This window comes from Vibrio sp. 10N.247.311.51 (genome assembly GCF_041467855.1).
Lineage (GTDB): Bacteria > Pseudomonadota > Gammaproteobacteria > Enterobacterales > Vibrionaceae > Vibrio > Vibrio coralliirubri.
Genome location: NZ_JBFSVK010000003.1, coordinates 163,603 through 186,691, shown reverse-complemented (window position 1 = coordinate 186,691; position 23,089 = coordinate 163,603). Strand labels below are relative to the sequence as shown.

The window sequence follows — 23,089 nt, the reverse complement described above, 5'->3', positions numbered from 1 at the left end:
TGATATCGATTTATCTCAAAACGCCGACTGACTATCGTTTCTTATCAAACTGTCTCAGGAGACGATGAATAGTAACTCTTCTAGAGCTTACACTTTTAATGATGAAGCTTATGTGGAGTCTGAACTTAGATCACTCTTGGGCGCCCCTGACTTATACTCAACTAATATCGCCGATCACCTTTATGAAGCAGAAGAGAAATCTCGTTTCAAAACATCGGATGGTTCATTCATTATTGCCAAACTAAAAACAGACCAACGGCATTGCTACTTACTTACGAAGCTTGACTTTAAGAAGTATTTTGAAGAGAAAACATACAGACTAAAGTCGGGCCTGCCTGAAGACAAAGCGATTTTGAAATCTTGTTTGGTGAATATCAATCAGGATGAATCTTTTCAAGACGCAATTTACTTAACGGACAAAAATGGTGCTATTTCGTTTTTTTGGCATACCGATTTCTTGGACGCTACACCGCTACGAAACAACGAAACCAATACTAAGGAAGTTTTTGACTTAGTTGGCCGCTTGCTTCGGAGTAAAGTGAAAAAAGTATCTGAAGCTGACTTCTTTGGTTTAAAAGACTGTGTCAATTCTTACTTCAACACTAAGGAAGTCTTCAATTTTGATGAGTTCATCGATGAGACTATTGACGCATACACTCCTTTGACAGAAGGATTCACAGTTGAAGACTTTGTTTCGAACCTACGTGAAGCGAAAAGAACGAAAGAATTTGACGGCTCATTTGAAATTGACAAAACGTATATTAAAAAGAAGATTAAAGAGACCATTACTGTGAACGCGGGTGTCACTCTGGTTATTCAAGGTAGCACCAACGATATCATCTATGAAGTCACTCATAATGATAAAGATTACATAATGATTGAAAACAATTCTCCACGCGGGCGATTCAATAGAAAAGAACTTGATTAAGATGACAGTTCAATTTTTTGAAGATGAGAACACTTTTTCTTGTACGTTAACATTAGATGAACAAGATTGGGTCAATCACTTTAATAGCTTTTCTGATACTGTGCTGAGTGCAAGCAATCACTCAGCCAACTACAACGTGACGGTCTTCCATCTTGGTGAAGAAGAAGAATCTTTCACGCTTGACGATCATGCACTCGCTAAAACTGAGGTATGCACTTTGGAGATATTTCAATATGAAACCGATAGATCCAATGTGGCGGTAAAGCTTGTCGCAACAAAAGATAACCCAGACCGCGTCTTGCAAGTCTACTCAAGTGAACATTTTCTAGCATACCTTGAGTCGAAAAAAATGACGCTTCAATTTAAGTTTATTCTAGCTACTTTGAAGAATAGGTATGACGGTATCAGGCACGTAAATTTTGACGCAGATATATCAGATATATCATTCACATGCGGAGACAGCCATATCCTATCGAACAAGACGCGTGCACTGCATGACGTGATTGATATCGAAAGTTGCTACGTAGAGTACTTGAGTGACCTTAATAACAAGTTCTTCAGCGATACTTTATTATTTGACTAAATACTTAAACTTAGAACTTTGGCATCACTTGCCGTGTTATGTCGAAAATGTGCATTAGATAGGCTTAGTTTTGTATTCGATGGAGGTAAAACACTAGACTTAGCGAACGAAGAAATTGAGTTTTATCATAGCTATGGGCAAGTTATTTACGACATGTACTTGTGGGGTTACTGCGACGAACGGCACCCAACGCGAGTTAGCATTATAAATCACGTAATCGCTCAACATCAGCATGTTAGGGACTCGTTCAAACGCTATGTGTTTGATATTTTGGAGTCCAACTATAAGGTCTATATCACTGATAATTTTGAGCAATATGTAGAAGTAACATCGAAACTATCTGATTTTCTTTACGAAACAACAGCTAAAATCGGCGATAAGATTTCTGACAGTATCTCTTCGGCGAGAAATGTACTAATACTTACACTCTCCTACTTTTTCACGATTATTGTCTTTACAGGTATAGATAAAGGAAAAGTAGAGAATGTGTTTAATTTTGAAATTGCCGCTTTATCCACCATTTTCATTATGGGAGGATTATTAAATCTTCATTGGATACGCAAAGAAATAGTGTCAAACGCTGAGCTGGCGCGAACTCAATTGAATGAACTGGTTGATAGATATACATACTATATAGGTGATGGGGAGCTTGATGAAATAAGGGAATGTAATTCACTATCTCAGGTTGAATCTAAAGCGAAGCAACGGCGAGTTTATGTATCAACAGCAATAGTCCTACTAGCGTTATTATTCTTTGTTTGGGGAATGTACAGCCTAAAAAGTCCTTTATCGTTTTGGGACTCTATCGTTGCTGATACACAAAAGACAACCGAAGCTCTTACTAATACTGAAAACAAGCTAAAAGGCGTTATCGTCACTGGAACAGAACAACAGGAAAAGAGTACTAGCAATGTTAATTCTGCACACGAAAAGCAAACTGTTGAGTTAGTGAAAACTTTAGAATAAAGCTCCTTTCGGATTTTTTATTTTTTCCTAAACCACCGCCTTGGTCGGTGGTTCTTCTTTTACGCTATTACCTGAAAACACGCCCATGTTAGAGGTAAGTTTAGTGACAGAATGAATTTGGCCACTTGATTGGAGACTTACAATACCGGAATTTATCCATGAGATGCTAATTTAGAGTATTCAATAACACGTTTATGTCCAGAACCTTGCTGACTGAGGCTCTGGTACGTTTTGCCCCGAAATGAGTTACGACAGTACGATATCACACTTACTTACATCTCTAATAGTTTCAAATTTTTATAGCAGTATAGTATCTAGAAGTATAGTTCCTTAACTATTGCCACCCACGACGGTGGCTTTTTGATAGCTGACACAGAATAGTTTCGCTTGTAATTAGCACCATCAATGCAAGCAGTAAACAAAGCATTCCCAGATCTCAATTTAGCTCCCGCAGCCTAAGAAGAGGATAAATATGTTTCCCACTTTCCCACTTTCCCACACCGAAAATGGTATGAGCAACGAATTGACACAATGGAAGAGCTTGAGCAGCACGTCCTAAAAGCACACTTTCCAGAGTATGTATATTTCCGAGGTATGCCAAGCGCTGACTTTATTTGTATCTCATCTTTTTACCGCCAATATTTGCAAGATAACAAAGACTCTTTGAACTGGAGTGAACAACAGGTTGGCATTGGAGTAACAATGTCCCTACCTGAAGTTGATAAGCAGCAATATAAAGAATTTTCATTTGAAATTCTCGACTACTTTTACAAGTGCTTACGTGAACTTGGTAGCAAAGAGCTGTCTTTTAACTCGATTGCTTACCTAGCTCAACACTATGGTCTACCAACAAATCTCATAGATTTTTCTGCCGACCCTAAGATATCTCTATTTTTTGCGTGTCTTGACGAAAAAGAGTGGTTCACTGACAAAGATTGCACTTTGTACGTGAGCGATATTCTTTGGCATGTAAAAGCGATGATGCCGAGCAATCAAACAATGCCAATGGGCTACTTTAAACACCCTACAGAAAACCGAGTCCTGACAGAAGCTGAGACAGATGAAATGATGTTCAATATGTTCACAACTATTGACAAAGAGAGTTCTAAAACTGTCACTCCTAGAATTGAGCTTGATGAGGTTAAGTACTCTGCAAGAATCTACAACCAAAAAGGTGTCTTTGTATACCATTGTGATGATGTTCCTTTTGATCGAATTATGCACACAAGTAAATGCAATGATGGATTCAATAAAGTCTTTGTTATCAATAAAGAGCTAAAACCTAAGATTCTTGAAAAATTGGAAAATGAATACAAGGTCAATGAAAAGTTCGTATACCCAGACGTAGTGGAAGACCCTAACTTAGACTTAATAAAGGCTGCTGCTGAAAAAACCAAGCAGAAATTCGACCTCCCCTAACTAGCCGACTTTCAATCTGTATCATTTTGCCCCCCAAAATGTAGTAGATTAGTCAAATTGGCCATGACTTTGTACGCAATTGAAGGGCTTTAACAGTAGCTGACGTTATGCGATTTCACACTGTAATATGAAGTACGTAACACGCTTATGTCCAAAAACGTTTCAGGAATTGATCAATCTTTACTGTCATATCTCAAAGTCTTGTTGCTAGCAACGCGCCTCAAAATGATCAAATGTTAGTGGTCATACCGTTATGGGGAGCTTGAAAGAGGCACATTTCAGATCAAACTATATTGTCCTCCGACAATAAGTATCGGAGCTCTACGTGGGTTCAGCATTGAATGATGAGGCAAATAAAGGATGGAAAAAGCCATGTTAATGAATCGGGAGCGTGGTGAGCGGAAAGCAACTAAACGTAACGTTCTGACTTTTGGCTAATGCGGGGATTAGCTCTGCATTGTCGTTAATAGCTCCATCATATCTTTAGAGCTGATATTCTTCTTATGCCTGACTACAGCATCAATCATCAACTCTAAATTGCCCGCCGAGATATAATCCTTGAGCACGTCATTGAACTTTTCCTGTATCTCATCACTTGTGTACAAGTGCTCAGGAATGAAGAATAGAAACTGGCTGCCACTGCTACGAAACGAGATGGTACTTTCCGGAACCTTTGCCGTCAGGGACTTAGCAGCTGAGCTCACCACCAAGTCACCATATTCCAGACCGTACTTTTGGTTAATCTCATTGAGGTTTCTGATTCGTACAAAGTAGAGATCAAAGTTATTGTTTGTTGGATAACTGTTCTTAACAAATTTCATTAAAGAGACTCGATTACGAAAACCGGTAATGAAGTCGGTAGAATGAAGTTTTCGTTTGATGGCAAAGTCGAGATAGAAAATGGTGCCCGTCATCAACAAAACCAAGACAAGGAAGGCACTGCTGATTTGGTGAACAACAACAAATTTTCCTACCATGGACGTATTTTCTTCAATGACAGGACTTTGTAATCGAAATTTTTCGTTAATGAACTCGACCAAGGTGGTGTAGCAAATATCGACTTTCTTCTGTAGGGATTCTTTAGGTAATTGCCCTGTACTGACCAACTTGATTGACGACTCTAACGACTTAAATTTTTCAAACTCTGCGGTAAAGTACGGCTTAAAGTTTGCTGAGCGAATAAAATTGGACGATTCAGTGCTGTTGATCAGAATATCAAAGCGACTCCAAGTAATGTCATAAGCCAACCACAGTTCATCATAATCGATCGTCTTTGCGTGGCTAACCATCAAGAAGTTTGCATACTCTTTGACGAGTTGAAAAACAAACCAAGTAGCCTCATTTTGGCGGTTAGAAAAACTCTTGTTGATGTCATTAATTCGAGTAACACTGTAGACATTGACGGATAGAACAACCACGGCCAAAGACAAAACAACAACTTTGATTGCCGCCATAGACAACAGCTTCTTCATAATTAGCCTCTACAGGTGAATATCACGAATCTGCCAAATCATTTTGGCATGGAAATCAGGGGTATTGGTCTCAGGGTTGGCAGAGATTGGATATATCAACCAATAAGGGCCTTTCTGTCTCACAGACATAAACTCACCATTCTTTTTGATCGCAATAATGGGTTCATAGGTATCGAAATCTTCTTTAGGCACGGCAATTTTGTAGTCATTCAATGCCACGAAAGTGACTTGCGGTGATATGGGTAGATCCATATTTTCAAGCACTGTTTGCAACGTCACACCGCTATAAACGGTCAGACCCTCAACCCATGGCAAGATGGTGGTAATTTCTGTCTGAGGAAGTGTTAGGAGTTGTTCTCTACTTAACGCATGCTTTTTTCCGGAGTGGTCGAACACAGTTAACTCTGAGGCTGCAAAAATCGAAAACGAGCAAAACCAGAGCACAAACAGGAATACAGTTCTCATTCTAAACTCCATTTAAAAAGGTAACTAATTTGAGTCTAGCCTAAAATGACCATTTAACTCGTATCGATGCCATTCGGATTGAACGGTATCACTTTGTGCCAAGCCCCCAGCATCCACCAAGTGTTATCAAGCTCTCTGTCTCCCTTTCCTTTAGTCCTTCGACCTCCACAATGGCTCAATAGTGCTGCCGCCTGAACATTACCTCTCGACCGTCTAGCGATAAAAACACATATTTTGAACGTTAGAAGTAATCCAATAACCCCTATGAATACGTATCAAACAACAAAATTAACAATAAATATGAGTAAGTAAGTAGCGAGAATGCTGGTTGATGCATAACCTTTAATCGAACGTAAGCAGCTTTAAGAGACCTAATAACGAGTTCCAGTCGTTTCTACTTCACCAGTTGATCTCGTGCGTTGATCTTAAAAAGCTTACTCATTTCATAATCAAGGGAACCGAGAATGAGTTTGAATATAAAAAAATTTAACCCCATGGCGACACTTTCTACCCTAGTAATGACGCTGGTCGTGTTTCCTGTTTCTGCTGAAGTTAACCAAGAACAATTCGAGTTAGGTAAACAAAAAGCCAAAGTGTGCATGACCTGTCATGGCGCTGATGGCATCTCAACACAAGATCCCTACCCGAACCTTCGCGGTCAAAAAGTGGGATATCTCATCTCCTCACTGAAAGATTATCAGACTCGAGAAAGAACCAGTGGTTTAGCGATTCTCATGCAGCAACAAGCAGACACGCTCTCAGATCAAGACATCCGTGACATTTCCTATTTCTATTCAGTGCTCGGCAACGAAGCAAGCTCGCTCAGAGATTCAAATTAAGTCAGCGATTCAAAATATCTAGGCAAGGAGCCTTGTTATGGAACAAGTGACAACGCAATACAGCATTAAGGTCGTGAAGTACTTCATCATCGCCTCCTTAGTGTGGGCGATTGTAGGTATGATCATCGGCGTGATTCTCGCCGCGCAATTATATTGGCCAGTCTTAAACTTTGATTCTCAATATTTCCAATTTGGTCGACTGCGTCCGCTACATACCTCTGGAGTAATTTACGGCTTCGTCGTGAATATCTTGATGGGGACGTCTTTATACATTGCCCAGCGAACAGGCCATTGTGACTTGTTCAATAAAAGCCTTTCATGGATGGTATTTTGGGGCTGGCAATTCATCTTGTTACTTGCGGTCATTTCCTTACCCGCAGGCCACACCAGCTCAAAAGAGTATGCGGAGCTTGAATGGCCAATCGACTTGATGATTGTGCTAGTTTGGGTGCTGTATGCGGTGTTGTTCTTTGGCACCCTTGCTAAGCGTAAGGTCAGCCATATCTTCGTGGCTAACTGGTTCTTTGCTGCTTTCATCATCGTCGTTGCAATGATTTTCATCGTGAACAACCTCGCGATGCCTGTGTTGGCGATGAAGTCCTACTCTGTGTTTGCAGGCGCTCAAGATGCGATTGTTCAATGGTGGTGGGGACATAATGCCGTCGGCTTCTTGCTGACCGCTGGTGTGATTGGTATGAACTACTATTTCATACCTAAAGCGGCGGATCGACCTATCTATTCGTACCGTTTGTCTGTGATCCATTTCTGGGGCTTGGTCGGCTTTTACACGTGGGCCGGAACGCACCATTTGGTTTATTCTTCCGTTCCTATCTGGATTCAGAACATCGGCATCGTGATGTCATTGATCCTGTGGCTCCCTTCTTGGGCGGGTGCGTTTAATAGCGCAATGACCCTCCTACAAAACAAAGAAAAGCTGAAGTCCGACTACATTCTTTTATTCTTTTTCTCAGCGATTCTTTACTACTGCTTGGCGACATTCGAAGGTCCGCTACTCGCCATTCGCTGGTTTAACATGGTGGCACACAACACCGAATGGATCATCGGACACGTACATTCCGCGGCTCTCGGATGGGTTGGGATGTCAGGGATAGCGGTTTTTTACTACTTCATTCCACGCTTATGGGGCCAAACCGATCTTTGGTCACGACGACTGATTAAATGGCACTTTTGGCTTGCTCATGCTGGCGTCGCCATCTATGCGATTGCACTTTGGATCGCAGGCATCGGCGAGGGTTATATGTGGCTCGCTCAAAATGAAAATGGCGAACTGATTTACAGTTTTGTAGAAGCTATGGATTTTAAAGCACCTTGGCTATTCATGCGTTTCTTTGGTGGTGCGCTGTTTGTACTTGGATTGTTCTTAATGGCTTTCAACTTGTACAAAACGGTTCGTATGCCCGCCGTACATGATGCTAAACACACCGTTAATGAGGGGGCTTAAATGATGAGTAAAGACTTCACACATTCAATCGTCATTTTAATTTTGACCACTGTTGTCGTGGCCTCCTTCTCTTTGTTGGTCTGGGTAGTGCCAAGCATTGTCCGTGGCGATGATATTGCCAAAGGCAGCTTAGCGATGCCACTCACACCGATAGAGTTAGCAGGCCGAGACATCTACATCAGTGAAGGCTGCCATGTTTGTCACACACAAATGGTTCGCCCTCTAGAGCCAGAAGTGAAACGTAATGGCCGTCCCAACCAAGAAGCAGACGATATCTATGAGTTTCCTAACTTGTGGGGCTCTAAACGTACTGGCCCTGACCTCACTAACTTAGGTAGAAAGTATTCTGACCAATGGCATGTTATTCACTTAATTGATCCTCGAAAAGTCGTACCGACCTCGATCATGCCGTCTTACCCGTGGCTATTTGAGCAGACTCTGACTGGCGATGATATTAGCGCCAAAATGGAAGTGTTACGTACCTTAGGTGTGCCTTATACCGATCAAGAAATTGGTGACGCCCGTTTGCAAGTAAGAGGTAAAACCAAAGGTGAAGCGCTGATTCGCTATTTACAAAGCCTGGGTAAAGATACGTCACAGGAGGTATCACAATGAGCACATTCTGGAATCTATGGGCGGTACTATTAACCTTAATATTCTTTGTTCTGATGGTGTCTGTTGTCGTTAAATACTGGCGTAGCAATCACAAGGCCGATCACGACCACACCATTGGCACCTTTGATGGTATTGAAGAGAAAGATGCGCCTCCACCTAAGCTGTTATTTGTCAGTTATGCAGTCGCATTTCTTTTGTCTGCAGGCTATTTGGTGCTCTATCCCGGGCTTGGCGAATGGGAAGGGTTAGTCGATTGGGAACAAAGCGATGATAAGCTCAGTTCACCATCCACCACTCTCAATGAGCAATTTGCACAAACCAGTGAAACCACGTTAGAAGGACTAGCTGCCGTCCCAGAGATCGTGAACAGCGGTAGAGTTCTGTTCCAAACTCACTGTGCTGCTTGTCACCGAGATAATGCGCAAGGTCAGAAGCACTTCCCTAACCTGATAGACCAAGAGTGGCTTTATGGTGGCAGTGATGAAGCTGTGATTCATTCGATCGCCAAAGGCCGGAACGGTGCTATGCCGGGTTGGAGTGAAATCATGCGCCCAGATGAGGTGGCAAAAGTCTCCTACTATCTAGCGTCCCTCAACCAACGTCATACCGATGTGCCGGAGATTAAAGTCGAGCTCGGTAAAACCTTGTTCGTCCAATACTGTTCGTCTTGTCATGCCGATGGTGCTGTCGCTAATCCAGCGATTGGTGTACCTGATCTTTCCGATGATATCTGGCTTCATGGCGGCAGTATTGAAGAGATTCAGCACACCATCAATTACGGTTTGAACAATCTAATGCCTGCGTTTGATGAGCAGCTCACCGAGAACGAGATACTCGCGCTTGGGGCTTATATCCGACACGCTGGTGAAGTGGAGCAACAAAGGCTCGCGAGTTTGAAAGCATCATCTGTTGAGCGCGGAGAATATCTCGCTTACGCCGGTGACTGTGTGGCTTGTCATAGTGCAGAAGGTGGCGAACCCTTTGCTGGCGGCCTGCCCTTTGTCACCCCTTTCGGTACCGTGTATTCAACTAACATAACGCCACATACCACCGAAGGGATTGGGACTTATGACTTTGATGATTTCCGAGCTGCGTTAGTTGCAGGTAAAGGTAAGAATGGTTACCTGTACCCAGCAATGCCTTACACCTCTTATCAATACCTCACCGACCAAGACATGGTCGATTTATGGGAATACATGCAGTCAATCACCGCCGTGCCGCGACGCAACGATGACAACAGCATGATGTTTCCATCCAATATTCGCTTAGGTTTGCTTGGCTGGAACATCGTATTCATGGATACCGACCCTATTGATTACGAAGTACCAGAGGAGCTTAAAGGAGAAATTGAGAATGTCGATAAGTGGCAACAAGGCAAGTATTGGGTCGCAGGACTTGGTCACTGTTCGGAGTGCCATACGCCACGAAACATTGCCCAAGCACTGATACCAGAACGTATTTTCCAAGGTAACTTGATTGACGGTTGGAACGCGCCTGATATCACAGCTAATGAGCTCTATGTCGATGGTTGGGATGAAGCAACACTTACCGACTTTTTACACACCGGACATTCAGACAAAGGCACCGCTTTTGCGGGTATGGCTGATGTAGTGAAAAACAGCCTAAGTTTGATGACACGTGAAGATATTGAGTCGATGTCCTATTACCTACTCAGTGGGGACATCAACAACACCATTGCCAGTGATGCCGTTCCGTTACAGCCTAAAGGGTTTGATGAAGCTGCGTATGCCAGTGAAATCTACACCACGTATCGTCAAACTTGTGGGGCGTGTCATGGTGACGATGGTAAAGGCCGCGACCCAATCGCCCCTACTCTGTTGAATAATGGCATTATCATGCACAGCGACCCATTCAATACCATTGCGGTAACGGTGCGCGGCTTGCAACCCACCTATCTCGACAAAGATCGAAACTTCATGCCGATGGCAAGTTTCGAGGATGTATTGTCGGATCAACGCTTAGCTGAGTTAATCACGTTTGTGCGTTTAAACCTTGGCGCCCGAAATGAACCGGTCACGGCTGAGCATGTTCGAGAGGTAAGAGAAACACTTGAAGCAGCAGGTTATGCGGGTGGATTACACACCACGCCTGAAATGTACGAAAATCGAGATAAGAACATTAACATACGATAGTAGCTGTGCGTAGCCGATTGGCTCAATAAGCAGCGGACAGTACGTAACTTTTATCTTTGCCTAACAAACCAAAAGGAGACCACTGTGTCTCCTTTTCTTTTGCCCAAACGCGAATTTTCGATGCTTTGCCGTACAACACAATTGTAACTAACTGATTACACAATTAAGCAGAGCTGCACATAATGCGATCAATGTCGCAGAACAAAGATGACACCAAGTGCATAATATGCAAAATTTTCTAAAGATGTACTAAGGACAGTTATGGATACAACTACACTCATCTACGATACGTTGGAAGGCCTATCGAGCGCAAAGCCACAGCAACACGCTCAAATCCGCCAAAATCTATATAACCAATTAGATTTATCATTTGAGAAGCAGTTGGCTTTGTATTCATCAGTTCTTGGTCCAGCAAGTGCTGGTAGATTGACCGATTTGGATAGTGCAGTGATGTCTGCACGCAAGATTGTTGGCTTAGAAAACAGCTAAGCAATCTTCAACCTATCTCAACTTTAACGCTGCCATCGTGCAGCGTTTTTTTATGGACATTATTTACGATAAGTAAGGTTGGTTACGATAAATGCTGTTAATTGCGACAAATACGGTTAAGTAAGATAAGTGCAATTAGGTCTGTTTTTCAAGTTACACGCATTCTCATTTGGTTAATCTTATGTTCCATTTTTAACAGGTGTGTAACCACAATAATGGCGCTAATGTTAGTAGCACGTTAACCACACATCGGATGGAAGAATCATGAGAGTACTTATTGAATATACACAGACAGGCAAATACCGTGATCATGCGTGGGAAGCATTAACGATTCGTTCAAAAGGCGAAATTCAAGCTGTGACTCCCTCTTATGCGGCTCAGCTTATCGAACAGAACCGCGCCAGCTTATCGACCACTGAAAATCAAGATATCGTCATCCAACCTTAATGGCTTCAAGGGCTACCCCTCCTAGTTCCTTAAATCGAATAGTTCGATGGCATAAAAAAAACGCTGCACGGATGCAGCGTTTTCTTGTTTCTGGCGTGCCTTGTCTCTAACGTAAAGAGCTTCTAACGTAGATAGCTTCTAACCTAGATAACCTACGCAGAGAAGTTGATTATTTTGGCAAGTTTTCTAATGCATCAACCATCGCCATTAGCTTATCGACGATTCGTTCACCATCCACTCTCAAACCATTGTGCTCATACTCGTTGGTAATCCACGCTTTCGAGTTTGGAATATTAGCCAGTGTTTCGCGGGTGTAATCCAGCTCTACGTACATGTCATCTGCGTAAACCGCACACGCCATCGGAACCGTATTCTTGCTCAGCTGCTCAGCGTTGTACAAAGTACCCCAATCGGCTTTTTCAGCTAATAGATTGGCTGCTTCACGCAATGGCTTCAACGTTTCTAGTTGATCGAACATCCATGGGTAGACCATTTCTCCGGTAAACCAGAACTCACTGCCCGATTGGTAGTTGAAGTGTGGGTACTGCTCACGAACTCGATGTGCAGACCAGTTAGACGCTGTACCTTGACAGTAAATCGATTCATGCAAGATTGCGTAAATTGGGTTAGTTAAGTAACCCTGCTCTTGCTGCATTTGGTTTAGGAAGCTGTAGCTCAGCTGTCTGTTGCCGTTCACTTCAACAAAAGCACTTTCCAGAGTGAAGTACATAGGAAGGTTCGCTTCACCGCCACCAAGGTTAATGCCAATAAGTTGAAATTGCTCAACCGTGAACACCTGTCCGTTTGGCAGTCTTACGTCGTTGTTAAGCAGGTAATCAGAGATCTCGCGGCACGTGGCTTGCGCTTGTGGGAACTGAGCAAAGAAAGCTCTGTTTTTGTCTTCTACACGCTTGTAAGTCGCACGATAAACATCGTCAGCTTCTCGCTCGATAGACGGAATACCGCCCGTCACATAACAACGTTGTAAGCTCTGTGGGAACAGTGACAAATAGCTCAGTGTGCAGAAGCCACCAAAGCTTTGGCCAATCGTCGACCATTGCTTAATACCGAACTGCTCACGAATCGCTTCCGCATCACGAACGATGTTGTCCGCTCTGAAATGCGTTAAGTACTCAACTTGTTGTTCTGGAGACAAATGCGCCAAGGTTTCATGGCTGATAACCGTGCTGTTGCCTGTACCACGTTGGTCTAGCAGCAGAACACGGTAGTTTTGTAATGCACGCTTTAGCCAACCCGATTGACCACTCACGCGTGGAGAAGGAAAACCTGGGCCGCCTTGAAAGTAGATCAACCACGGCAGTTTTTGCCCATCTTTAGCGAGATCAACCAGCTCACGTGCGAAGACTTGGATCTGTTGTCCATCTTTGGCTTGATAATCAAGTGGCAACTCAAACGAGTGCTGACGATACAGGGTGGTTCCATCAATAAAGTTAGCTTGCACGCTTCATTCCTTTTTATCTGATTCTAAAGTCATCGGTACGAATTAAAACGGTGCCCTTTGGCACCCTAGTTAGCAAGATACGCATACTAGCTTGTAAATGAAACCGTTTGTTGAGCCTGAATGTGAAGGTACTTCATTAAATCGCCCAATTAGCTTTATACGCGTAACAACTTGTTTCAAAACAGGAGGTTTAAGAGGCGGTCTATTGAGAGGAATGATGAAAACGGGAGACAAATAAAAAGAGCTTAACGAGGTGAGGATACGTTAAGCTCTTTGGTTTTATCTGTTGTAGCGTGTGTTATCAATTATGCTATCGATGCACTAAGCACTAAGCACTAAGCACTAAATTATGAAGTCGTTAGCTCCCCTGCACCTTGAATCGAGCGTTGGCTGCTTTCGACAAGAATGGCCGTTGCGGTTTCTTTCAACGCGCCCCACTCTGCCTCATCAACTTCAATGCCATCGTTCCACGCTTTCTCTTGAGTTTTAAAAAGCGCTTCCGACTCAATGTGTGTTTGGTAGCCATCTGACAAACGTTCGATATCGAAATCCTGGACGGAAAGTTCGATGGTCATATTGTGGATATGTTCGTCCGATGTCAGTGGCAAATCTGATAAAAACAGTTCTGGTGCAACGCAACCACGGTTAAGCACATACAAGGTGCTCTTAGGGTTTGAGCCATTATCCCAACGTGCGGTACACGCGATGCCTTTCGCTGCCAGTTTCACAAGCTCACTGTACGCTAACCAACGGTTATGGCAGTTGTTTAGCTCGATTTTCAGTGTCTTTTTGCCGACCATTTTTTCAATGGCGTAATCCATAACCACAGGAAGATGACACGCTAAGCTCGCCTTGTGCAGGTCCACTTCAACTGTGTTGTCGCTTGTCACTTGGATGTCTACAGGGCAATCGTCTTCTAGGCCCATAAAGTTGCTCGCATTGTTAAAATGACGAACACCATCCAAGCCAACCATTTGTAAATCTGCCACCATGTTCGCTATCACATCGGCTTCACCACATGTACGACGCATACCCAAAAAGGCTTTATTAACGGCCGCTACCAATTCATTGTGAGAAACGATCATAACGATTTACCTCCATGTTGAGCGTTGATATGTGTAGGAACTTTATTTGAGTCAGCCATCTCCGCTTCACTCGGTAACAGTGGGAACACCCATTCGTCCTGATGAATTTCATCAAGTAGTGGTGCACCTTGGAAAAACGTCACTCGTACCCAACGGTCTGAGCGAGGATCAAACTTAGTCGCACCAAACATTGCTAGCTTGCAACGCAGCAAGTGCATTGGTGGCGAGTCTTGGTGCAGCACGTTCATTTGAATGTCGCCCATCGCCTTGTTACCTAGCGTCCACACACGGCGCGCAATGGCACGATGCTGCGGTTGTTTAACAAGGAATTCAGCCAATGAAAGCTCTGGCGCGAATTGCAATAAAGCATGGTACAGACGGTAAGCTTGACGGCCGATATCCAACGGCAGTTCGCGCTCTTCGCCTAGTTCCTCGCCTCGAATACCGAGCCTTGGCTCTTCTTTGTCTTGAGAGCGATACCAGAACCAGTAGTTATTTTCTGCTTTCGTAAAGTCAGTCGTGATCGCCCAACGGTACTTTTCTTCTAACACTACCAATAGGTCTTGAATCTTTTTGCCACTAGGAAGCGACAGTGTTTCGCTACAATTCATTTGCTCTTGATGGGCGTCCACTAATTCTGGGTACAATTCCATCAAGCATGAGATAAGGATTTCTTGGGCTTCCATACTCATGTGCTTAGATTGTTCAACTAACTGCGACCATGTATCGCAATGGTTTACAGAAGCTTCTAGTGACTGTTCTGCGTGTTTTAACTCATCAACAGCGGTTTTGTTCAACTCTTGTTGGTTTTCATTGATGGTAACAACTTGTTCTAAATGACAAATCGCTTTTTTAACGTATCTACGTAGTGGCTCGATCAACGCCGTATCGGTCTGACTAGCCAACACGTCCGCCAATGCATGCTCACGTGTTGTCATCCATTGATCGACAATACTTGGGTGGTTAATAAGGTATGGCGCCATGCCTAAACCAGTCGCATTACCAACACCAAGGTAACGCTGTAATCCTCTATGCAAGGTAATCGCTTGTTCACCGCCCTGTTGCTCAGCTAGGTAATGAACCCAATCTAGGCTGAACTCACGCAGCATATAAACCGCACACATTTGCGCACTAAACGACTGATTAAAATCTTCATTTTTCTCTAAGATTTTAAAGTCAGCAATACCAAATTTGCCATTACCGTATACCGCTGTCGTTCGCAGGATGTAACCCACTTCAGCCAGTTCTTTTGGCGTTGGTTGAACACCTTTAGCCAAGTGACTAACGATATGTTCAAACACACGTACGCTTTTGTTTGCACGCGCCAACACAAGCACGTTATTTGGATTACGGCCTGCTTCTTGAAGCGGTACATTCGCACGAAGTCTTTCAAGTAGGGCGACATCAACATCACCAAGAACAAGCGCAAACGTTACGTCCCACTTTTCAGCAATTACACGGTCATTTCGTTCGTCATCTGCAATCTCATCGCAGAACACAACCAAATGATAAACATGGTTTGGCGTCGCAAGCTTATAGATGACATGACCAAAACCTTGAGCGTCTAATTGCCACTCATGTTTCGTCACTTTCCATTCTTGCTGCGCCATTTTACGAATCAGAGTTCTAACGAAGCTGATACGTGTTTGGTGCATTGCACCTAGTCTTTCCGGTGCCATGACGACAGTCGCGTCACGTAGTGCTGATTCAGTGTAGGTAGAACGATGTGCATCCATTTGCTCACCACCTTATAGTTATAGGATTTTGCTAGCCATTCAGAACCGATCGTTGCCATCATTTGAAGCATTCGTTGTTACAGTGTGTTGGTTAGCTTTCACGTTATTTGGGGTAAGCGAGCTCACCCCTTATTATTTGTCCTGACTAGATCGATTGACCTAAATACGTGCCGCCCGATGTATCTTCACCAGTACGGTTTTTCTGTTCCTTTCGGAATCTTGCATCAGCCTTCTTTCAAAGGCTGATTTGTTCTTATTTGATCAGTTTCTTGTTTAACAGAGCTCTTGTCTTAAAGAGCCCATTTGTTTAAAAACCTGCTCTCTAAAAACCTTGCTCTTTTGCCATCTTGATTGCGATTTGAGGCGCATTCCAAAGTGATGGCAGCAAGATTAAGGACACCGGTACCGCGGTAATAACAATGAAGGATTGCAGCGCTGAAATACCGCCAGAACCTAGGGAAATCAGAATTAACGCTGTTACCCCCATCATCACACCCCAGAAGGTACGAATAATTGCATTCGGCTCTGTCTCACCACTGATCACCACACTGATGGTGTAAGTCATTGAGTCACCGGTCGTTACGATGAAGATCGTGGTTAAGATCAAGAACAGAATTGAGATAAGCATTGGCATTGGTAGCTGCTGAGTTACCGCCAGTAGCGCACCTGGTAAGTTAAAACCTTCAAACGCTTTACTTACACTGCCTGGATCTGCGATTTCGAACGCAAGACCAGAGCCGCCAACAATCGTGAACCAGAAGCAAGTAACAAACGGTGCAATCAAGCTAATGGTTGATACCAATTGGCGAATACTACGACCGCGTGAAATACGTGCGATGAAGATTGCCATCATTGGGCCGTAACCTAAGAACCAACCCCAGAAGAATACTGTCCACCAGCTCAACCAACCTTCGTCACCACGATATGTTGCCATCGGGATGAAGTTATCAATCATGCTGCCTACACCTTGGATGTAGCCATTGAAGATGAAGTTCGTTGGGCCAAAGATAAGGATGTAAACCATCAATGCCATCGCCAAAATTACGTTGTAACGGCTTAGCATTTGCATTCCGCGGTTAAGACCACTTAATGCCGACAGTGTGTAAAGAACGATAGCGAACAAGATGATGATCAGCTGTGTTGTGAAGCCATCTGGAATACCAAACAGTTCGTTCAGCGCGTAGCTCACTTGCAAGCCCAAGAAGCCGATAGGACCGATGGTGCCCGCCGCTACAGCGACAATACAACATGCATCAATCAGTGCGCCTGTATGGCCTTTCAGTGCTCTTTCACCTAATACAGGGTAAAGCAGAATACGAGGTTTAAGCGGTAAGCCTTTGTCATAGTGAAGGTGCATAACTACGATAGACGTTAAGCTGCCCACAATTGCCCACGCTAGGAAGCCCCAGTGCATGAATGACTGCGATAACGCGTTCACTGCACCTTGCTGTGCGTTCTCTTGAGCACCATATAACGGTGGTGGATTAACGTAGTGTGCGATAGGCTCTGCTGCCGCCCAAAATACACCGCCACCCGCAAGTAGCGTACAGAAGATGATAGCCATCCAACGGAAGCCATCCATTTCAGGTTTAGCAATACCACCTAGGATAACCTTGCCTGTTCGCCCTGCCGCCAGGCCAAGACCAATAAGAAAAGTCAGAAGAAGAAGCATTTGCCAATAAGGACCGAATACTTTTACCGACCAAGCAAAGCCTGTGTTTACTAGGCTTGATAGCAGCTCGCCATCAAATAAAGCAAGCGTTACGAACAGAGCGATAAAACCGCCGCTGTACCAGAGTGCTGGGTTGGTAAGTCCTAATTTGTCTGAAGTTGATTCAGACTGGTTTGTGTTACTTGTTTTATTACTTGTTGTGTGTGCTTGACCCGCATTTACGTTTGAAGATTTCACGCTATTGGTTAAATCAGACATACTCTGACTCCAGAGGTTTCTTTGCAGCTGTCATTTGAATGATGACTACAAGGGTGTATTTAACACCCGCCCTATTGTTTTTTGTGTTGGGCAGGCTAATCCATGTTTGGGTTACCGCGTTGCGAAATAGACCGTTGTTCCTTTTAAATAATGAATTTGATTAAAGCAGCACTGACTAAATGAACGTCTGTTAACAGGCTGCCTATTAGATGATGACTAGTGAGAAACGCTTAACCCTTGCTTTGCGGCTCTAGGCCATCTTTCAAGAAGTTAAACCAGTTTTCTCCCAAGACTTGCCCAGCTTCAGACTCACTGAAACCATGACGCATCAATCCGTTATAAATATTTTCCATACCCGAACTACCACAGAACCAAGGCAGTGCATCTGGCCAACCTGAGTTGTTTGCAGAACCTTCGCCGTAGTCCATTGCCTTCGACCAACGACCATTTCGCATCCACTCTAGAACCGCTTGAGGCTGGTTTAAGCATAGGTCACTGCCAATTCCTAGGTGTTCAACGCCAACCATGTCGGCTGTCGTCGCAACCATTTGGCAGAAGTCTTCCAAGGTACATTGGCTGCCGTTTGGTAGGTGGAATGGGTATAAGCTGAATCCGATTAAGCCACCGCGTGCGGTTAGGGCTTTAATCACATCGTTTGATTTGTTTCGCAGTGCATCATGAGCAAACGTTGGGTTCGCATGGCTGATACAAATAGGACGAGAAGACAGGTCAATCGCTTCAAGCGTTGAACGCTCCGCACTGTGAGACATATCGATGATCATGCCCACTCGGTTCATCTCTTCGATCGCTTGCTTACCAAAGCGCGTGATACCGGTGTCGTTCTTTTCGTAACAACCCGTCGCCAATAAGCTCTGGTTGTTGTACGTAAGCTGCATGATCAAAAGACCTTGCTTGCGCATCACTTCGATAAGACCAATCTCATCATCGATTGGAGAACAGTTTTGAGCACCAAGGAAAATGCCGACTTTGCCGGTCACTTTTGCAGTTTCAACATCCGCCATTGAATGAATCGGCATGATAATGTCTGCATTCTGCTCGAATCTTAAATTCCACTCAGCAAAGCGAGATAAGGTTTCACGAGCTGTCTCGTGGTAAACCGCGGTAGCGTGAACTGCTGTAATGCCGCTCGCCTTTAGTGTTTGGAAATATTCTCTGTTCCAATTGCAGTATTGCAATCCATCTATAACAATCCGTTGCTGGTACATAACCACTCCTATTGAAAGCTCAGTGTTCTAGCTCGGTTTTGAAAACACGCTCAAATAACATGTTTTCAAAAATGGGTTAAATCACTTGTCTAAGTTCGTTTGCTGCTTTGGTTTGGGTGTTGGCCTGACTCTGTGAATCAGGCCACTTTTCATTAATAGAACGTCAATTAATAGAGACCTATCTAGTAAGGACGCTGGTAAGCCGTCTTCACTACTGTATAGAACTCTTTCGCGTATTGACCTTGCTCACGAGGACCGAAGCTAGACTCTTTGCGACCACCAAACGGTACGTGGTAATCAGTGCCTGCTGTTGGTAGGTTCACCATCACACAACCTGTTTGCGCTTGTTGCTTGAACATTGCGCTCGTACGTAGGCTCTGAGTAATGATGCCGCCCGTTAGACCAAAGCGAGTATCGTTGGTCGTCGCGATAGCTTCCTCTAAATCAGCCACACGAATCACGCTTGCCATTGGTGCAAACACTTCTTCTTGGTTCACTTCCCAATCGTTCTTCGTATTCAAGAACAGCGTTGGAGACATGTAGAAACCTTCGTGTTGCATGCTCAAACGTTCGCCACCAAACGCTAGCTCACCGCCGCTTTGACGTGCTTTCTCAACCCAACCTAGGTTTGCTTCAAGTTGGTTGCCATCAACTACCGGGCCCATGAACACGCCTTCTTCCAGTGCGTGACCGACTTTAAGCTCGCTCATACGTTTGATCAGTGCTTCAACGTATTGGTCGTGAATGCCATCCATAACCACGAGACGAGAAGATGCTGTACATTTTTGACCTGCGCCAGAGAACGAACCAGCAATCGTTGCATCAACCGCAGTTTGGATATCCGCATCATCTGCAACCACTAGTGCGTTCTTGCTGCCCATCTCTAGTTGGCAACGAACGAAATTTGGCGCTGTAGCAGCGGCAACCTTACGACCCGTATCAACCGAACCAGTAAAGCTCACACCATTCACTTCTTTAGAGTTGATCAGTGCATCACCCACTGTTGAACCGCTACCCAGAACAAGGTTGAACGTGCCTGCTGGGATACCTTGACGGTGGATAATTTCAGTAAGCGCAACCGCACTTGCTGGTGTTAGGTTTGCTGGTTTCCAGATAACGCTGTTACCGAAAGCCAGTGCTGGAGCGATTTTCCAAGCCGCTGTTGCCGTCGGGAAGTTCCAAGGAGAGATGATGCCAATAACACCAACGGCTTCACGAGTCACTTCAACAGAAACGCCTGGGCGAACTGATTCTGCGTTGTCGCCAATTTGACGAAGCACTTCAGCCGCGAAGTATTGGAAAAACTGACCTGCACGGTAAATTTCGCCACGACCTTCAGCAAAAGGCTTACCTTCTTCACGAGAAAGCAACGTACCCAGCTCATCACAACGTGCAATCAGCTCATCACCAATCGCTTGAAGGACCGCTTGCTTGCGTTCAATCGGCGTTTTTTCCCACTCTGGTTGAGCGTGCTTTGCCGCTGAAATCGCTTGTTGAACTTGTTCAGCACTTGCTTGTGCGAAGTTACCTATGTTTTCAGAAATATCTGATGGGTTAATGTTCGCTACGGTGCTTACACCCGCTTGCCATTCGCCGCCAATGTAAAGTGCGTTTTCTGCTTGAACATTCTGTAATTGAGTCATCATTCTGTCCTTGTAACGGTTAGGTTGCGGTTGAGTCTGGCAACCATCTGGTTAATTAATAAACTGTTAATATTCAGGTGATTAATTGCTAAAATAAGTCGTACATTTTGTATCTAAAGTGAACCCGATCGCTTGTATCAATAAACCGCTTTAATTCAAAAGAGTTTTGATCCGCAAATAGCCTTAGTTCACAGTCAAATTATTCAGGTTGAGACGCCGATGCATAAACCACGAACTCGACCAGCATTTCTTCTCTTGCTAACCCTGCAACGACGACCGCAGCACGGTTTGGATAAGGTGCATTGAAGTATTCTCCGTATACGCTGTTTACCGTTTTTAGGTATTCACGGTCTGTCACGTAAATTAGAACTTGCAGCACGGAATCCATAGATTCGCCTGCACACTCCAACGTATGAACAAGGTTGTTAAAAGTCTGACGCGTTTGCGCTTCAATACCGCCTTCTACTACTGCGCCAGTTTCATCAATTGGAATCTGCGCGGTGTATAGAGTGCCGTTATTAACGATTGCCCACTCTAGGGGTGCTTTTGAAGCGAAAAGCTCGGTTTTTACTGGGTGTTTTTTAGTTTGTGCGTTCACGATTCCATCCAACTTTGTAACAACTATGTTTCAAGATGGTTAAATACTGCACCTTGACGACTGATAAATCTAACGGTAAATTTTGTGCATTTGATAAATAAAATCTATCACCTTGCAAAAAGTAAGGTATAGCAAGGGCTAGAGAAGGATTCGCGCCATGAGTATTAAGCTACAACAGTTAAAACATTTTGTTTTGGTTGTCGAAGAAGGTGGGTTTCGAGCGGCATCTCACCGTGCAAATCGATCGCAAGCGGCACTTTCGACTTCGATAAAAGAGTTGGAAAAAATACTCGGCCAGCCACTGTTTGAAACAGGCAACAAATCGACGCTGACGCCTTTTGGAGAAATATGTTTACCAAAGATCATTCAATTTCTGAATGTTTACAAAGCATTAGACAATGACTTACGCGCAGCGGCAGCAGGACAACAAGGAAGAGTTCGAATAGCGAGCGTGCCTTCGGTAGCCGCAAAACTAATCCCTAGTGTTTTAGGGGCTTTTTGTGAGCAGTACCCGAATGTAGAAGTGAGTTTGATTGATGATAATGCGGCAGGGGTAGAAGCAAGATTACTCTCTGGCGAGGTGGATGTTGCCCTCGGCAATAGCTCCCATTTAGAAGAAGAGAGCATCGACTTCACGCCTTTGCTTTCTGATCCTATCGGTGTGGTGTGCCTCAAAGACAACCCTATTGCCTCTCAACGGGAAGGAATCGAATGGCAAACCTTGTTAAAGCAGCCCTTCATTCGTAACGGGACTTGCACCCTACTGGACCCAACACCCGCGCGAATGCTCAGCGAACAAGCCCTGTACTCTGTCGAGAACATCACCTCGCTGTTTTCGGTCTTAGAGCTCGGGATAGGCGTGACCACGCTACCTAAGCTGGCTTTCCCAACCAATGAAACCCGCTTGGTGTGGATTCCGCTAATTGACCCACCCTTGCAACGACAAATCGGCATTTTCAGACTATCTGATCGTACGATCTCGCCACAAGCACAGGCTTTCCATGACTTATGTATTCAATACCTCAGTTATGAAGAGTCATAACTGAGCCTAGATTAAGTAAATTAGGCAGCGCTCTGCTGCCATTTACTTCCTCAAAACTCGATGTTTCTTCTCCGCACCATGCTTCTCGCACACCCAGTCCCCCATTTCACTCCTATATCATCAACATTTAGGCGCTGAATTTTCACTCTCGCGCACGCAAATAGTGACAAGCTGACAACAATATAAAAAATATTCGCTTATTGATAAGGAGCGACGTACGTTTAATTTTCCAGAAAAACCAGATCTTCCATCATTGCCTCAAACAAGCTTAACCGCTGCCAAAATCATACGTCGCAATTCAACTTGTAAATGAACCTAAGTGTTTGAATAATCTTAATTGATAAGATCATAAGTTGAAAATTTAGCTCGCTGCTCCCTTCTAAAAAGACCCTCATTTTCACAAGGATAAAGCATCTTAAATATTCATGAATAAAGTGATAGAACTATTACTTTCATAAATGAAAAACACTCATTTCAAAAATGGAATTATTGATGTCAATATTTGTCGTTTTGATCACATAATTTTAGG

General features: G+C 44.0%; 19 protein-coding genes and 1 pseudogene. 11 read left to right on the top strand and 9 right to left on the bottom strand.

Translation table 11 applies throughout. The annotated features are described in order from the left end of the window. Positions 1-64 precede the first annotated feature (64 nt). The 4 genes from AB6E85_RS04810 (at position 65) to AB6E85_RS04795 (ending at position 3,896) form a co-directional block, all read left to right on the top strand. Complete coding sequence (locus AB6E85_RS04810) at positions 65-928, top strand: hypothetical protein (protein WP_372141668.1); 864 nt, start codon at positions 65-67, stop codon at positions 926-928. A 1-nt stretch (position 929) separates the two neighbouring features. After that, a complete protein-coding gene (locus AB6E85_RS04805; RefSeq protein ID WP_372141666.1) occupies positions 930-1,511 on the top strand; it encodes a hypothetical protein in 582 nt (193 codons plus the stop codon). An 18-nt stretch (positions 1,512-1,529) separates the two neighbouring features. Then, positions 1,530-2,477: a hypothetical protein gene (locus AB6E85_RS04800; RefSeq protein ID WP_372141664.1), complete on the top strand. Its 948-nt coding sequence runs from the start codon at positions 1,530-1,532 to the stop codon at positions 2,475-2,477. A 531-nt stretch (positions 2,478-3,008) separates the two neighbouring features. After that, positions 3,009-3,896, top strand: a complete 888-nt coding sequence (locus tag AB6E85_RS04795; RefSeq protein ID WP_372141663.1) for an FRG domain-containing protein — start codon at positions 3,009-3,011, stop codon at positions 3,894-3,896. Positions 3,897-4,342: 446 nt separating this feature from the next. Here the strand turns inward: AB6E85_RS04795 and AB6E85_RS04790 are convergent, their stop codons facing one another. Further along, positions 4,343-5,368 carry a diguanylate cyclase domain-containing protein gene (locus AB6E85_RS04790; protein ID WP_372141662.1) on the bottom strand — a complete coding sequence of 342 codons (1,026 nt, stop codon included), beginning with the start codon at positions 5,366-5,368 and terminating at the stop codon, positions 4,343-4,345. Positions 5,369-5,377: 9 nt separating this feature from the next. Beyond that, on the bottom strand, positions 5,378-5,833 hold the full coding sequence (locus tag AB6E85_RS04785) for a hypothetical protein (protein WP_372141661.1): 456 nt from the start codon (positions 5,831-5,833) through the stop codon (positions 5,378-5,380). A 464-nt stretch (positions 5,834-6,297) separates the two neighbouring features. On the opposite strand from AB6E85_RS04785, the gene AB6E85_RS04780 reads away from it, so the two are divergent. The 6 genes from AB6E85_RS04780 to AB6E85_RS04755 all read left to right on the top strand — a co-directional run bounded on the left by AB6E85_RS04780 (position 6,298) and on the right by AB6E85_RS04755 (position 11,838). Next, positions 6,298-6,672: a cytochrome c gene (locus AB6E85_RS04780; protein ID WP_372141660.1), complete on the top strand. Its 375-nt coding sequence runs from the start codon at positions 6,298-6,300 to the stop codon at positions 6,670-6,672. Positions 6,673-6,709: 37 nt separating this feature from the next. Continuing rightward, a complete protein-coding gene (gene ccoN, locus AB6E85_RS04775; protein ID WP_019825043.1) occupies positions 6,710-8,134 on the top strand; it encodes a cytochrome-c oxidase, cbb3-type subunit I in 1,425 nt (474 codons plus the stop codon). Further along, the gene (locus AB6E85_RS04770) at positions 8,135-8,749 is read left to right on the top strand and encodes a cbb3-type cytochrome c oxidase subunit II (protein ID WP_017060032.1); all 615 of its coding nucleotides are present in this window, start codon (positions 8,135-8,137) and stop codon (positions 8,747-8,749) included. Beyond that, positions 8,746-10,902 (top strand): c-type cytochrome, encoded by a 2,157-nt coding sequence (locus AB6E85_RS04765; protein ID WP_372141659.1) that lies wholly within the window; start codon positions 8,746-8,748, stop codon positions 10,900-10,902. The genes AB6E85_RS04770 and AB6E85_RS04765 overlap by 4 nt, the downstream gene beginning before the upstream one ends. 261 nt (positions 10,903-11,163) lie before the next feature. Beyond that, on the top strand, positions 11,164-11,391 hold the full coding sequence (locus AB6E85_RS04760) for a PAS factor family protein (protein ID WP_004730426.1): 228 nt from the start codon (positions 11,164-11,166) through the stop codon (positions 11,389-11,391). A gap of 264 nt (positions 11,392-11,655) precedes the next feature. Beyond that, a complete protein-coding gene (locus tag AB6E85_RS04755) occupies positions 11,656-11,838 on the top strand; it encodes a hypothetical protein (RefSeq protein WP_004730424.1) in 183 nt (60 codons plus the stop codon). Between the two features lie 169 nt (positions 11,839-12,007). Here the strand turns inward: AB6E85_RS04755 and AB6E85_RS04750 are convergent, their stop codons facing one another. From AB6E85_RS04750 to AB6E85_RS04720, 7 genes and pseudogenes are all read right to left on the bottom strand, one after another. Beyond that, a complete protein-coding gene (locus AB6E85_RS04750) occupies positions 12,008-13,300 on the bottom strand; it encodes an alpha/beta fold hydrolase (protein ID WP_372141657.1) in 1,293 nt (430 codons plus the stop codon). 347 nt (positions 13,301-13,647) lie between these two features. Next, complete coding sequence (locus AB6E85_RS04745; RefSeq protein WP_372141656.1) at positions 13,648-14,385, bottom strand: DUF3726 domain-containing protein; 738 nt, start codon at positions 14,383-14,385, stop codon at positions 13,648-13,650. Then, a pseudogene (locus tag AB6E85_RS04740) lies at positions 14,382-16,183 on the bottom strand (hypothetical protein). Before AB6E85_RS04740 ends, AB6E85_RS04745 begins: the two are co-directional and overlap by 4 nt. A gap of 260 nt (positions 16,184-16,443) precedes the next feature. Further along, positions 16,444-18,051: a BCCT family transporter gene (locus tag AB6E85_RS04735; protein WP_048608577.1), complete on the bottom strand. Its 1,608-nt coding sequence runs from the start codon at positions 18,049-18,051 to the stop codon at positions 16,444-16,446. A gap of 230 nt (positions 18,052-18,281) precedes the next feature. Continuing rightward, positions 18,282-19,277, bottom strand: a complete 996-nt coding sequence (locus AB6E85_RS04730; RefSeq protein ID WP_372141655.1) for a membrane dipeptidase — start codon at positions 19,275-19,277, stop codon at positions 18,282-18,284. 182 nt (positions 19,278-19,459) lie between these two features. Continuing rightward, complete coding sequence (locus AB6E85_RS04725; RefSeq protein ID WP_048611042.1) at positions 19,460-20,920, bottom strand: aldehyde dehydrogenase family protein; 1,461 nt, start codon at positions 20,918-20,920, stop codon at positions 19,460-19,462. A gap of 199 nt (positions 20,921-21,119) precedes the next feature. Next, the gene (locus tag AB6E85_RS04720; RefSeq protein WP_004730412.1) at positions 21,120-21,518 is read right to left on the bottom strand and encodes a RidA family protein; all 399 of its coding nucleotides are present in this window, start codon (positions 21,516-21,518) and stop codon (positions 21,120-21,122) included. Between the two features lie 157 nt (positions 21,519-21,675). Between AB6E85_RS04720 and AB6E85_RS04715 the strand changes: the two genes are divergently transcribed. Further along, a complete protein-coding gene (locus AB6E85_RS04715; RefSeq protein ID WP_017060836.1) occupies positions 21,676-22,560 on the top strand; it encodes a LysR family transcriptional regulator in 885 nt (294 codons plus the stop codon). Positions 22,561-23,089 lie beyond the last annotated feature (529 nt).